The organism is Paenibacillus sp. sptzw28 (assembly GCF_019550795.1).
Classification (GTDB): domain Bacteria; phylum Bacillota; class Bacilli; order Paenibacillales; family Paenibacillaceae; genus Paenibacillus_Z.
In genome coordinates this window covers 5,141,689-5,154,788 of the sequence record NZ_CP080545.1, presented here as the reverse complement: position 1 = coordinate 5,154,788, position 13,100 = coordinate 5,141,689, and the positions used below count along the sequence as shown (strand labels likewise).

The window sequence follows — 13,100 nt, the reverse complement described above, 5'->3', positions numbered from 1 at the left end:
ACGATCTGGGAGGCCTTAGTGTAATGCCAACAGATGAACCGGATGTTAAACTGCGTTTGCTTCATGCGGCTAAGCGGCTTTTTGCCAAACAAGGCTATGAAGGCACGAGCGTTCGACAAATATGCGAGGAAGCTGGAGCCAACATCGCGCTTGTGTCGTATCATTTTGGCGGCAAAGAGAATATATTTCAAGCGCTGATTGAGAATTTTGTACCTATTCGGGAAATCGAAGAACTGGCTAAAAAGGAATCAACCCCTGTCGAGGGGATACGGGAGATTATTCGCGGGGTCACTTATTTCCGGCTTCGCGAGCCGGACATGATTCAAATCCTCCAGCAGGAAATTTTGTTTAACTCGGCCCGGATTGAAGTTATACGCAGGTTTGCTTTTCCGATGTGGATCCGGTTGCGCGAGTTTCTGCGAGAAGGCCGTGACCAGGGGCATTTTCGCTTCAGGTCGCTCAACAATACGTTATTAACGGTACTGGGAGCCGTAATGTTCCACAAACATACGGCGTATTTTCTTCCGCTGCTGGAACCTGAAGAAATGAACGCTGAGGCGTTGATCGAGGATTTGAACGATTTTGTGTTTTCCGGTTTGCGTTACACAGGCGACAAATCTGGGTAAGTTACGACAAATTTCCATTAATGTATAGACAGTTGAAAAGTTGTCTGCTATTATGATGTCATTATATAGAGCAGATCAATAGCGACCGCTATGCGAAGAACGCATGCTTGGGCATTATGCCCGGCTGCGTTCTTTTTTTTTCGCTAAAAGCTGCAGAAAGGATAAGCGATGAACAGAAAACGGAACGCGCTGATCAGTGCTGCCGCAGCGGTTTTGTCGGGTCTGCTCGTTTACGGCGTGTACATGCTGCAGCTGCGCGAGGTTCAATTCCAGGAAACCGTTACGGTTATCGTCCCTAACCGGTTTATTTCCGCAGGTGAACGGATAACGGCCGATATGCTGGGTTCGAAGAAAATCGCGAAGGCTTCGTATGTACCCGAAATGGTGCTTGAGGCGGAAGAGGTGAAGGGTTTGGAAAGCGTAGTGCCGCTCGGCTTGAATGAGCCGCTGCTCAAATGGAAGGTTGATAAGTTCAGACTGCTGCCTAGCCGGTCCCAGTCTACTTTTCAGATTCCGCGGGAGTACGTATTATCGGTTTCCAATGGTATTCGCGCAGGGGACAAGGTAATGCTGTACCTGTCTGGGGAGGGTGTGGAATCAGCCCGGCTATTTGAACAGCCGGTGACGGTCGCTTCGGTGAAAACATCGGCGAACATCGAGATCGACGATACGGAGAATCCGAATCTGATGTCGATGGCGAGCGGGGATAAAGAGAAGATGTATGCTTCCAGACGCGATGCAAACGGAATGATCGATTACATTAACTTGAATTTGACTGAGGCGCAGTGGCTTGAACTCGATTCGCTTTGCAAAACCGGCAAGAGCAGGATTGTCATTGCGTACTCCCCGCAATCGCTTGATATTGAACAAGCCGCAGGGCGGCCGGAGGAAGGACCGTGATCACGCAAGCACCGCTTATTACTTTTGTCGGAACGACGCCTAATATCGGGACCACGATCGCCGCATTCGCCGCGGCCTGCCGGATCGCGGAGGGGAGCGAAGCGTCCGTAGGGTTTCTATGCCTCAACCTGAAGAGCTCGAAGACCCACCGATATTTGGGAGTGGACAAGCCCGAAGCCACCCTTGACTCGCTCCGGCCTGAGCTTCGTTCAGAGTCATTGCTCCCTGAAAAGCTGCTGCGCTCGATGCACCCGGCAAGCATTGAGGGTCGTCTGCATGTCATGTTCGGGAATATCATGCGGGATCAGGCTGAGTTCTTTACGGCGGAAGAAATGGATCATCTCCTGGATGTTGCCCGGCTATCCTTCGATATTATCATCGCGGATGTCGGGGCCTACTGGGACAATGCGGCTACATTATGCGCTTTGCGTCGTTCCAGCTCGCGAATGATTGTCACGACAGGAGCTTTGTCGCATTTTCAGGAGGACGCACAGCGGTGGATCAAGCAGCTTTCACCCATGTTCGGCATATCAAGCGACCAATACGAAACGGTAATAATTCACCCCCCTTGGAGGATTGGAGGATTTCAAGTGAAAGATATTTGCAACGAGCTCGGGGTACCGTTAATCGGTGAGTTGAAATTAACGGAGCCGATGCTCTCACAGCTCGATACCGGGAGCCTTGATCAGTGGCTGACCCTCAGTGAGCAGGGAAAAGAAGCGATGAAGGAGCCTGCTTTGCAGCTTCAGAGCAGATACGGACTCCAGCGGCGAATGGGCATGCCAGCACAACCGTGGTATAAAAAACTGCTCACTCATCGGAGCGGAGTGAGTACTTGATGAGCAAAGAGCAGCGGTTTTCCCCGTCCACATTCTCGGCGCAGCTGCTTGCTCAAGACACGGAGCAGCGGCAGACGGAAAATGATACGGAGGTGCAGCGTGATTTCGCTCGGCTTGCCGAGGATGTCCGCACCTATCTGGCGATGCCGCGCGGTGCTACGGAAGATGAGCGGCGGCAGTATAACGAGAAGCTGAACCGGGCCGTACTCGGTTATGCGGAAGAGCGGGAGCAGATATTAGCCGTTATCGCGGACCGGCTTCTCCGTCAGCGGATTCATGAACTTCCCGGCCATAAGCACCCGTACTCGTCGCTTGCTGAAGCATTGTTCGCGGAAGTTATCGGGCTCAGTGTTCTTGAGCTCGTGCTGAGGGAACGTGAAGGTTTGGAGGAAATACAAGTCGTCGGAACGAGGATATTTGAGGTGAGGGACGGACGCAGCAGGCCCTCGGAGTACAGATTTGAATCGGAACGGGAAGTGGAGCGCATTCAACAAAACCTCGTTCTCTACAATAACGACCGATTTAATCCGCGCAAAAGATGGGCGGAGGTCATGCTTCGGGACGGGACGCGCGTAACGATGACCGGCTTTGGTTATACCGCGCAGCCAACCTTGACGCTTCGGTTCTATACGGTACAGCGGTTTGATTTGGCAGCATTGTGCAGCCCTGAATACGGAACGATGAGTCCGCATCTCCGGGATATGGTCCTTGCCGTACTTCAGGCCAGATTTAATATCGTCGTCATCGGACCGACCAACTCCGGTAAGACTCATTTGATCAAGGCGATGATCGGAGAGCTCCCGGATGAAGAGCGTATCATCACGATCGAAGGCCGTCATGAGATGATGCTGCGCCGTGATTTTCCAAGCAAGAACACGGTGGAGTATGAGGCTGACGAGGAAGACCCTTTCCACCGTGCGACCCAAGCCTTTAAGCTGGCGCTCCGGCAATCGCCTCAGCGAATCATTCATGCCGAAATTCGCGATGAAGATGCTAACATCTATGTCAGGGCCTGCACTAGAGGCCATTCGGGCAGCATGACAACGGTTCATGCGATAGCGCTGGAGGATGTTCCGGAGGCAATCACGGATATGTGCATGCTCGACGGCCGGGGGATGAATCCCGAGCGCCTGACGAAGAGGATTGCCGAGTATGTGACGCAGATCGGAATCGAAATGCGATATACGGCGGGTAAGCGCCGGGTCATGCGCCTTGCTGAACTAAGCTGGGAGAGCGGTGAGGTCAAAGTGCGGGACTGGGCGATATTCGACGAATCTTCGGGAGAGTGGATCTACCCGAGCAAGCCTTCCAGCCGGGCTGCATTAAGGCTTGAACAGGGTGGCGCCCAGATTGCTGCCTGGAACTGCCCTGCCATGAATAAAGGTGTTCATTCGCCATGCTGAGATTCGCCATATCTGTTATCGTCATCACGCTGTTTATTACGTTGTTTATTGCTTTCCGGCAGCTGCTGCAGCTTTGGTTAGTGAGGCATCAACAGGTCAGCAGACTGCAATATTGGCAAAATCAAAGGCTGAATCATCGGTTTGCCCGTTTCGTATCGCGCAATGAAAGATTATACCGCCATTTGTCCGAGCTTCTTGAATCCCTGCAGTTCAATGTTCAGCCGGGATCCGTTATTATAACAACCGTTCTGATGCTGCTTGCCGGAACCTCCTGCGGAGCCATGCTGTTTCAAAGTCTGAAGGGAACACTGCTGCTGGGTACCGTACTGGGAGCGCTGCCCTACATGCTGCTGCGGATGATGCTTGTCCATCAACAAATGAAGACGCGCATTGATTTTTTACCGGCGGTTGAATTGTTTTACCAATGCTGCCTCGTCAGCGGCGGCAAGCAGATAAGGACGGCGCTGCAGCGGACAGTGGATGAGAAGCGGCTGCTCGGACCCATGCAGTCCGTTTTTGAACAGCTGTACCGCAATGTTTCGGTTCGGGGCGATGATGAGGCTAGCTTGCGGATATTCGCGGCATCGCTCGGACATGTATGGGCGGACTACTTTGTGAATATTGTCAGGGCAGGACTGGCGGAGGGTCATCCGATAGCTGACAACTTGAAGGAACTGATAACCGATATGCGCAAAGCAAGAAGAGCCAGTCAGCAGGAGCGCAACAAGCTTCTGGAGATCAGGCTCGCCAATTTTTCGCCGGTGCTGTTTCTTGGGTTGTTCGTCGGAATCAACTTTCATTACACCCCCGAAAACGCCTATTTGTACTATATCGTCGACCCGAAAGGAAGGGACCTGCTGCTTAACGCTATCGTACTTATTTTTGTTTCGTTTGTAATGGGGCTGTGGCTTTCACGAAGAAAGATGTAAGTAGATTTTCAAAGCGTCAAAACGAAGCCGTGTTTTGCTCCGCAAAACATCAAGCAAATGCTTACGAAGCCATGTTTTGCTCCGCAAAACATCTGAGGTGATCAAATAAAATGGATTATTCAATTTCCCGCTTGGTGATGTGGGGAGCGCTGGCTGGCCAGTATGTGCTTGGCTGCGTATTTATAGCTTCGCTGCTGCGTGCGTTCCTGATACGAAGACCGCGTTTTGCGTATCTGGCGGCGTTTCGTTGGCAGAATAAACGTGTCCCGGAGAAATGGCTCCGACTTGCGCGCATCAGCCGCTACGACCCGTCCTTTAAGGAACGGGAACGGCTCCTGGCCGGCTGCGGCTTTACAGGTGATGCGGCGGTGTATGTACTGGCTAGGCGGATTTTCTTTGCAGCGATTCCATTATGGATTGCAGCCGCTTTCGGCTTTTCCCGTCTGCCAATCGAAGTTTTACCTCGCTTTACCGCTCCAATGGTGCTTGCTGTCGCTGTAATTCTTTTATTCTGGGATCTGCCGTGGTTGGAGGCATTCCGCAGGGCGCGTTCGGAGCGGATGACCAAGGAGATCTATATCGTGAGCAGCCAACTGCTCTATCTTGCCGGCTCGTCACTCCACATCCATACAAAGCTGATGCGCTGTCTGCCTTTTACCCGTACGATGCGGGGAGATTTGCAAATGCTGCTCGGGGAATGGTATCACGACGCGGAAGGGGCGCTCCGCCGCTTTAAGCTCAGGCTTGGTACCGAAGAGGGCCTCAGTTTCGTCGAAACCATCGATTCGCTTCGGCTGCACGAGAGCGAGCATTATTATGTACTGCTTAGAGACCGGATTCACGATTACAAGGAGAAGCTGGAACTGGCAAGAGATAGCCGCAAGGAATCAACCTCCTACTTGCTGTTCGTGCTTGCAGGAATTCCGATTCTATATACGTTCCAGATTTTTATTTATCCATGGGTTAGAGAAGGGCAGAAGCTGTTCGGCTCATTGAGCTAGGTAGGCATTAACCGCCGGGTGCTAAGCTTCAACTGACGTTACGATTATACAAGGAGGTGAGAGGATGCGGAATATTTTGATGACCGTTATGCTGCTCGTGGTTGTTGTCCTGTTATTTAATGCGATCGTGACAAAGGATACCACAGGCACTCAAGCTCAGATCGAAACTCAAGGGAATGCAGCGAATACTAAAATCGGTGCGATTAACCCTTAAAATACGATTTACACAGCTGGAGAATTTAATCGTCTATTAAGGAGGTGGCGCTGTGCGGGCTCTGTTAATGTCGCTGTTGCTCATTATTGTTGTCGTCATTATTTATACAAACGTGACCGGGGGCGAGCAGGGGACTAAAGCGCAGCTGGATCAGACGGGCAGCCATATGAGCGACGCGATCAGGGGGATGAGTCCGTGAGAGGCTTGCTGGTGTTCATCCTCTTCGCCGCCATGATGTGTTGGTTTATGTTTTCTCCGATTTATAAGCATGTGCTTATCGTCCGGCAAGCGGTTTTGCAGCAGGAGGTCGACTATTTGCTGGAAACGGGTGCCAACGGAGATCATGGTTATATCGATGCCGCTATGATGCAGCAATCTCGCGAAAGGCTGGAGGGGTATGGGTTGCTGCCGGGAAATGTCAGCTTCGAAGTAGCTTCAACGAACGGGTGGGATGCGACAAATCCGTTAAACCCGCTGCCAAGGGGCGTAGGGCTAACACTTGCTATCAGCTATCCGGTTGAAGGATTGTTTGAGATTGACCGCTTGATCGGACTGACGCCGCCTCCCTCTGATGCCCGAATCAGGGCGGCAGGGATGAAGATGAGCGAATTTGTACCCTAGAATCCCGCCGGTTTATTCATGGAAGCTGCAGAGAGGGTGAGGAAGTATGCATAAGATGGTACTCATCATGCTTATGATGGTGGTGTGGATGCTCATGCACGCGCTGCAGTTAGATGAGGAAATGGCGATGTCCGCCTTGTTTCAAGGGAAACATGCAGTCAACCGTGCCGCTCATGCCGCGGCGCAGCAGGTGGATCGTCAAGCGCTCGCCGACGGCAGACTTCATATTGACGAATCAGCCGCATCAGAGGAAGCGGGACGCTATTTGCAGGCGAACCTCCAGTTGGATTCGAGCGGTGAACCGCTGCCGGGCGCTTATTTACGGGAGCGGGTGGAAATATTGGTATTTGAGGTTATCAACGACGACAGGTCGTTTCCATTCACATACCTTAATGCCGCATACGATTACAAGGTTACGCTGAAGAGGCCGGGAGTTGTCATGATTGCAAGAATTGTATATCCGCGTGTTTTCAAGGTTATCGAACCGATCGAATGGACGATTAAAGGAACGGCTGAGCTCGTTGCAAGTTGACGGGGAAGCCGTTCTTTTGTTGTAATGGGAGGAGCATGATGAACACGGGGAGTGGAACCGGCTATGGTAGATGGATTATTGCACCACGATGAGTTGAAAGCACGTATTCATCGGCTGCAGCAGCTGATGGAGAAGGAGCGAATTGACGCTTTTCTGGTGACCCAGCATGTGGATTTATATTATTTAACGGGCTCGATGCAGGCCGGTTATGCGTTTATTCCAGCCGAAGGGGATGCAACCTTCTATGTGCGCCGCAGCGTGGATCGTGCGAGGCGGGAAGCGGCTGTACGTGTCCTGCCGATGCCTTCGCTTCGGCAGTTTCGGACGGTGCTTGAACAGGATTATCCGGCTGTATTCTCTGCCGGTTCAGCATTTCAAGTAGCGACCGAGATGGATGTCCTACCTGCTTTGACTTATGACAAGCTGTCGAGTACTGTTTGCGCCGGGGGCGGGAGCCTTGTCGATGGCTCTGCGCTTATTCGCCGTGTGCGCATGATCAAGTCGGCTTCGGAAATCCACCGGATCGAGGGGGCCGCGCAAGCGGCGGCTGAAGCACTGGGTGCTGCTGTAAGCATGTTAAAGGAAGGAATGAGCGAGCTTGAGCTTATGGCTCGCATTGAATATGAAATCAGGCTGCGCGGACATACCGGTATTATGAGGACGCGTAGCTACAATATGGAGATTATGACGGGGATGCTCGGATCCGGAGAGGCGGCGGCCGAACCGTCCGCTTTCGATGGTCCGGCGGGCGGACGGGGCCTCGGTCCGGCGGCGGCGCAAAGCGTAAGCCGAAGACAGATCGGCCGTAATGAGCCGATTCTGATCGATATCGGCTGCTGCATAGACGGGTATGTAATCGATCAGACGCGAACGGCGGTGATCGGCACTTTGCCGGATGATTTGGCAGCCGCATACTCCCATGCGGAAGCTATCATCCGGCAAACGGAACGTTTAATGCAGCCGGGAGCTTCTTGCAATTCATTATATGCCGCCTCCCTTGAGCAGGCTGCGGATGCCGGGTTATCTGCGCATTTTATGGGATTTGGCGCTGATCAGGTGAAGTTTCTCGGACATGGCATCGGGCTGGAGGTTGATGAATGGCCTGTGCTTGCCCGAGGTTTTGCAGAGCCGCTTGAGCCCGGTATGGTGCTCGCTGTTGAGCCCAAATTCACTTTCCCCGGCCGTGGCGTCGTCGGGATCGAGAATAGTTACCTCATCACCTCGCAAGGACCGCGCCAGCTGACAAAATCACCCGAGGGGCTAATTGTGTTACCATAGCTACTTTTCTGTACAGAATGGCCGTTTCCCGTTCACACGAAACAGCGGCGCGCCGGATCACGATAGGATTCTAATCCGATATTGAACCTGAGACGCGCCGCTGCACACGAATCAGCCGCTCCTTTTCTGCAGCACAGCCGCCTCTCCAGCGTATACGTACTCCTAATCAGCCGAAAATAATGAGCCATCATACACCCCAGAGCAACCATGCCTGAGTGCGTTTCTAACGGGCAGAGTTTACTGAGATATCTTAATTCACCTGTTCATTTGACTGTGGTTAATTGAAACTGAAATCGAACCGCCAACCTATTTTCCATATGATACAATGTTTCTGAACATATCGGAATCTTAATATGTAACCGTTTTATATTTGCCTCTTAACCATGGGGTGATGTGTTAGTCAAGACCTTTCGGACGTCTTTACAATTGCCTAAATTGAAAATGACAGTCAAACGATTTGGAGATTCATAAACGAGAGGATGAAGAGAACCAGTGTTGAAATTATCTGTATTTACGGTTGCATCTCCCGACCTGACGCCGGAAGAACTATGTGAAGCTGCTGCGGCGGCAGGCATTAAAGGCATGGAATGGCGCTGTAAAGAGACGCCAGCAGACAAATTGAACGAGAAGCCGTCCTTCTGGGGCAATAACCTTGCAACTATATCTCCCGATGCATCGGAGGAAGACATTGTTAGGTTCGAGCAGGCTGCAGCCAAGCACGAACGCCAGACAATCTCAATTACGCCCTATCTTACATGCGGTGATATAGAGGCAACCGAGAACATTTTTCGCCTGGCTAAACGGTTTGGCGCATCGATGATTCGCGTAGGAGTGCCGGGATACGACCGAACCCGGAACTACAATGAATTGTTCGATCTGGCCGCTGCCTACCTGCGGGAAGTAGAACCGCTTGCTCGAGACTATGGCGTCAAAGCGGTAGTCGAGACGCATCACAACACGATTGTACCAAGCGCCGCACTTACCCACCGTCTTGTCAGCAGCTTCAATCCCGACCAGATCGGCGTATTGTACGATCCGGGCAACATGGTCTATGAAGGATATGAGAATTACCGGATGGGCCTTGAGCTGCTCGGCCCGTACCTTGCTCACGTTCATGTGAAGAATGCCGGGTGGATGCCGGCGCCGGGTCACCCGAACGCGGCGCAAGCGAGCGGTAAAGGCGGCTCCGAAGGCGATGCCCTCGACCCGATTGCATGGTCATGCGGCTGGCGGCCTATTGCAAGCGGTATCGTACCATGGAAGCAGGTGCTGAGCGATTTGCGGGCAGTCGGTTATGACGGTTGGTTCGGTGTTGAAGATTTCAGCAGCGCTTACGACACGAGGACAATGCTTAAAATTTATGCGAATCAGATGAACCGATGGATGGAGGAGATCGGATGAGCAAGCTTCGCTATGGAATTATAGGGGTCGGGAACATGGGTACCGGTCACGCAAAAATATTAATGTCAGGAGCTATTAATGGTGCCGAACTCACTGCCGTATGCGACGGATTCGAGGGCAAACGGGAGTGGGCGAGGGAGCATTTAAAAGATATTGCCGTTTTTGAAGACTCTGCTTCCATGATTGACTCTGGACTCGTGGATGCCGTCATAGTCGCAACGCCTCACTACGATCATCCGTCCGAAGCGATTCAGGCGTTCGGCAAAGGAATGCATGTGCTGATCGAAAAACCGGCCGGCGTTTACGCCAAGCAAGTCCGCCTGATGAACGAAGCGGCGGCGGCAAGCGACAAGAAATTCGGCATTGTCTATAATCAGCGGACGAACCCTCTGTATCAGAAACTTCGCGAGCTTATTGCCTCCGGTGAGCTGGGGGAAATCCGCCGCACCAACTGGATTATTACGAATTGGTACCGGTCACAGGTTTATTACGATTCCGGATCTTGGCGCGCTACGTGGAGCGGCGAAGGCGGCGGTGTGCTCATTAACCAATGTCCGCACCAGCTTGACTTGTGGCAGTGGACGATCGGCATGATGCCGGTGAGGATACGCGCATTCTGCCAGTTCGGCAAGCACCGCAACATTGAGGTCGAGAACGATGTGACGGCCTATGCGGAATATGCGAACGGGGCAACCGGCGTATTTATTACCGCAACCTCGGAAGCGCCGGGAACAAACCGGCTCGAAGTTTCGGGCGACAGAGGCAAAATCGTAATCGAAGATGGGCACATGACGTTCTGGCGCTTGCGGGAATCCGAATCCGCCTTTAATGAACGGAACAAAGCTCCGTTCGGCACGCCGGAATGCTGGAAAATCGATATTCCTTCCCAGGGAAAAAATCCGGAGCATGCAGGTATTTTGCAGAACTTCACCGATGCCGTTTTGAAGGGCGTTCCCCTTGTGGCACCTGGAGAAGAAGGCATTGATGGTTTAACCATATCCAATGCCATGCATCTGTCGACCTGGCTCGACGGCTGGGTTGACCTGCCGCTTGACGAAGAGCTGCACGAGGCTGAGCTTAACAAGCGTATTGCAGAATCCACTTTGCGGAAGAACAAGCCTGAAGCAGCTTCCATGCCTGCCGATCTTAGCGGCACATTCTAATCTGTGCCCGGCGCCAGATCGGGACATCTCAAGCAGCGGATTTTATATCGCCGCAAAACTATTTTATTGAAGAGCAAAGGAGCGGTTACAAGGATATGGCAGATATTAATCGCAACGATGGAATGAATTACGCGCCTGTGTCAGGGACCAAGCCGGAGCCTGTATGCGGCCCGGGCGAGTTTATCTTCGCCGCCATGGCGCTTGACCACGGGCATATTTACGGCCAGACGAACGGGCTAATCGAAGCGGGCGGCACACTGAAATGGGTTTACGACCCGGACCCGGAGAAGGTCGCTCAATTCCTTAAGAATTACCCGCAAGCGCGGGCGGCCTTATCACCTGAAGCTATTCTTGAAGATAAAGAAGTGAAGCTGGTCGCGGCAGCGGCTATTCCGTCCGAACGGTCGGCGCTCGGCATGCGGGTTATGGACCATGGCAAGGATTATTTTACGGACAAAGCACCCTTCACATCGCTTGATCAGATTGCCGCAGCCAAAACGAAGGTAGCGGAGACGGGCCAAAAGTATATGGTCTACTACAGTGAACGTCTCCACGTGGAAAGCGCTGTATACGCAGGCAGGCTTATTCAAGAAGGGGCTATCGGCCGCGTTCTGCAGGTTATCGGGACCGGTCCACATCGACTGAACAAAGCGTCGCGGCCGGATTGGTTTTTTCGCAAGCGGCAGTACGGCGGCATCATTTGCGACATAGGAAGCCATCAGATCGAGCAATTTCTATTCTTTACGGGCTGCAAGGATGCAAAGGTTGTGCACAGCAAAGTGGCGAATTACGGAAACCCGGATTACCCCGAGCTGGAGGATTTCGGCGATGCGACGCTGATCGGCGATAATGGAGCGACGAACTATTTCCGCGTGGATTGGTTTACACCGGACGGTCTCGGTACCTGGGGCGATGGGAGAACGATCATCATGGGCACAGACGGTTATATCGAGCTCCGTAAATATATCGATATTGCGCGAGACAAAAAAGGCGATCATGTCTATTTGGTAAACAAGACTGGCGAGACGCATTTTTCGGTTGGGGGGCAGGTCGGGTATCCGTTCTTCGGCGAGCTTATTCTCGACTGCCTGAACCGAACCGAAAACGCTATGACGCAGGAGCATGCGTTCAAGGCGGCGGAACTGTGTGTAACGGCACAAAATATGGCAGTTCGCGTAGAGTAAAAGCGTGGTACAATTTTCTCATAAGCATGCGCACGATAAAGCGCTTTTGTTTGGAGGAGACCTTCGTGTCGTTCACGCCCATTATGCAGCTTCAGCATCCGATCGAATACAGCTACCGGAACGATAAGCCAATGGCCGGCGCACAGTTCCATTCGCACGCTTGCTACGAAATTTACTATTTTCAGGAAGGCGAATGCAACTATTTGATCGGTGACAAGCTTATGTCGCTTCAACCGGGAGACCTTATCCTTATGCACGGTATGACGCTTCATTGTCCGAATCCCGCCCTGCAGCGGAGATACGTTCGATCGATCGTTCATTTTGATCCGGCTTATGTGCACAAAATACTGCAGGCTGAGCCTGCGGCTGCGCTGCTTAAGGCCTTTGAAGAACTGCGCAACATACGAATTTCGCTAAGCGAGCCGGACCAGGCAGAGCTGGAAAAGCTATTGGCCGAGATGGACCTGTTATATAAGAGAGGCACCGGTTCTAGCTTAACAGCTTCCTATGACCGATTCGTCCTGCGATTTCTGGAGCTGCTTCATCTAATACGCTCCTGGTGCAGCGAGCCGGTGAGGGATTACGGCCACCGATCGCATAAAGAGCAGCATGTCCAAAGCGTCGTCTCCTTTCTGGAGGAGCGCTATACAGATGATATAACGCTTGATGATATCGCATCCGCACTTCATCTAACGAAGCCCTATTTGTCCAATTTATTTAAAGAAGTGACCGGTACGACGGTTTTTAAATACTTATATAATCGCCGTATCAATCAGGCGAAAATGATGTTCCGGCTCGAGCCGGAGCTGTCGGTCTCAGAGGTCTGCCGTGCAGTCGGATTTAATCATTTGGCCCATTTCAGCAGATTGTTCAAAGCGACGGTAGGCAGCAGCCCGGAATTATACCGCAGAGAAATGGCCGCAGCGGCAAATACGGGCTATTGAGTGCATACCTCCAACGATAGGCGAGCTTTTGTGAACAAAAAGTGAACACTCCGTGGCTATTTTGT

The 13,100-nt window shown here is 52.3% G+C and carries 15 protein-coding genes; all 15 read left to right on the top strand.

Features of this window, described 5'->3' with window-relative positions; translation table 11 throughout:
• The first annotated feature begins 23 nt into the window (after positions 1 to 23).
• Positions 24 to 626, top strand: a complete 603-nt coding sequence (locus KZ483_RS23750) for a TetR/AcrR family transcriptional regulator (RefSeq protein WP_220350031.1) — start codon at positions 24 to 26, stop codon at positions 624 to 626.
• 168 nt (positions 627 to 794) lie between these two features.
• Positions 795 to 1,526, top strand: a complete 732-nt coding sequence (locus KZ483_RS23745) for an SAF domain-containing protein (protein ID WP_220350030.1) — start codon at positions 795 to 797, stop codon at positions 1,524 to 1,526.
• Positions 1,523 to 2,365 (top strand): CpaE/TadZ family protein, encoded by an 843-nt coding sequence (locus KZ483_RS23740; RefSeq protein ID WP_258881397.1) that lies wholly within the window; start codon positions 1,523 to 1,525, stop codon positions 2,363 to 2,365. Before KZ483_RS23745 ends, KZ483_RS23740 begins: the two co-directional genes overlap by 4 nt.
• Positions 2,365 to 3,768: an ATPase, T2SS/T4P/T4SS family gene (locus KZ483_RS23735; RefSeq protein WP_220350029.1), complete on the top strand. Its 1,404-nt coding sequence runs from the start codon at positions 2,365 to 2,367 to the stop codon at positions 3,766 to 3,768. The genes KZ483_RS23740 and KZ483_RS23735 overlap by 1 nt, the downstream gene beginning before the upstream one ends.
• On the top strand, positions 3,762 to 4,697 hold the full coding sequence (locus KZ483_RS23730; RefSeq protein ID WP_220350028.1) for a type II secretion system F family protein: 936 nt from the start codon (positions 3,762 to 3,764) through the stop codon (positions 4,695 to 4,697). Before KZ483_RS23735 ends, KZ483_RS23730 begins: the two co-directional genes overlap by 7 nt.
• 110 nt (positions 4,698 to 4,807) lie before the next feature.
• Positions 4,808 to 5,698, top strand: coding sequence for a hypothetical protein (locus tag KZ483_RS23725; protein WP_220350027.1), 891 nt, complete (start codon positions 4,808 to 4,810; stop codon positions 5,696 to 5,698).
• Between the two features lie 64 nt (positions 5,699 to 5,762).
• Positions 5,763 to 5,912 carry a hypothetical protein gene (locus KZ483_RS23720; RefSeq protein ID WP_220350026.1) on the top strand — a complete coding sequence of 50 codons (150 nt, stop codon included), beginning with the start codon at positions 5,763 to 5,765 and terminating at the stop codon, positions 5,910 to 5,912.
• Positions 5,913 to 5,964: 52 nt separating this feature from the next.
• The gene (locus KZ483_RS23715; RefSeq protein WP_220350025.1) at positions 5,965 to 6,111 is read left to right on the top strand and encodes a hypothetical protein; all 147 of its coding nucleotides are present in this window, start codon (positions 5,965 to 5,967) and stop codon (positions 6,109 to 6,111) included.
• Positions 6,108 to 6,533, top strand: coding sequence for a hypothetical protein (locus KZ483_RS23710; RefSeq protein ID WP_220350024.1), 426 nt, complete (start codon positions 6,108 to 6,110; stop codon positions 6,531 to 6,533). The genes KZ483_RS23715 and KZ483_RS23710 overlap by 4 nt, the downstream gene beginning before the upstream one ends.
• Before the next feature lie 46 nt (positions 6,534 to 6,579).
• The gene (locus KZ483_RS23705; protein WP_220350023.1) at positions 6,580 to 7,065 is read left to right on the top strand and encodes a hypothetical protein; all 486 of its coding nucleotides are present in this window, start codon (positions 6,580 to 6,582) and stop codon (positions 7,063 to 7,065) included.
• A 63-nt stretch (positions 7,066 to 7,128) separates the two neighbouring features.
• A complete protein-coding gene (locus KZ483_RS23700; protein WP_220350022.1) occupies positions 7,129 to 8,343 on the top strand; it encodes a M24 family metallopeptidase in 1,215 nt (404 codons plus the stop codon).
• Between the two features lie 495 nt (positions 8,344 to 8,838).
• A complete protein-coding gene (locus tag KZ483_RS23695; protein ID WP_220353645.1) occupies positions 8,839 to 9,744 on the top strand; it encodes a sugar phosphate isomerase/epimerase family protein in 906 nt (301 codons plus the stop codon).
• The gene (locus tag KZ483_RS23690) at positions 9,741 to 10,907 is read left to right on the top strand and encodes a Gfo/Idh/MocA family protein (RefSeq protein WP_220350021.1); all 1,167 of its coding nucleotides are present in this window, start codon (positions 9,741 to 9,743) and stop codon (positions 10,905 to 10,907) included. The genes KZ483_RS23695 and KZ483_RS23690 overlap by 4 nt, the downstream gene beginning before the upstream one ends.
• A 104-nt stretch (positions 10,908 to 11,011) precedes the next feature.
• Positions 11,012 to 12,091, top strand: coding sequence for a Gfo/Idh/MocA family protein (locus KZ483_RS23685; RefSeq protein ID WP_220353644.1), 1,080 nt, complete (start codon positions 11,012 to 11,014; stop codon positions 12,089 to 12,091).
• A gap of 65 nt (positions 12,092 to 12,156) precedes the next feature.
• Positions 12,157 to 13,035, top strand: a complete 879-nt coding sequence (locus tag KZ483_RS23680) for an AraC family transcriptional regulator (protein ID WP_258881396.1) — start codon at positions 12,157 to 12,159, stop codon at positions 13,033 to 13,035.
• Positions 13,036 to 13,100 lie beyond the last annotated feature (65 nt).

Bases quoted from the DNA above. Each gene is read 5' to 3' on its own strand.
- KZ483_RS23705 (WP_220350023.1), top strand. From the start codon at position 6,580: ATGCATAAGATGGTACTCATCATGCTTATGATGGTGGTGTGGATGCTC.
- KZ483_RS23735 (WP_220350029.1), top strand. From the start codon at position 2,365: ATGAGCAAAGAGCAGCGGTTTTCCCCGTCCACATTCTCGGCGCAGCTG.
- KZ483_RS23690 (WP_220350021.1), top strand. From the start codon at position 9,741: ATGAGCAAGCTTCGCTATGGAATTATAGGGGTCGGGAACATGGGTACC.
- KZ483_RS23725 (WP_220350027.1), top strand. From the start codon at position 4,808: ATGGATTATTCAATTTCCCGCTTGGTGATGTGGGGAGCGCTGGCTGGC.
- KZ483_RS23700 (WP_220350022.1), top strand. From the start codon at position 7,129: ATGGTAGATGGATTATTGCACCACGATGAGTTGAAAGCACGTATTCAT.
- KZ483_RS23730 (WP_220350028.1), top strand. From the start codon at position 3,762: ATGCTGAGATTCGCCATATCTGTTATCGTCATCACGCTGTTTATTACG.
- KZ483_RS23720 (WP_220350026.1), top strand. From the start codon at position 5,763: ATGCGGAATATTTTGATGACCGTTATGCTGCTCGTGGTTGTTGTCCTG.
- KZ483_RS23745 (WP_220350030.1), top strand. From the start codon at position 795: ATGAACAGAAAACGGAACGCGCTGATCAGTGCTGCCGCAGCGGTTTTG.
- KZ483_RS23750 (WP_220350031.1), top strand. From the start codon at position 24: ATGCCAACAGATGAACCGGATGTTAAACTGCGTTTGCTTCATGCGGCT.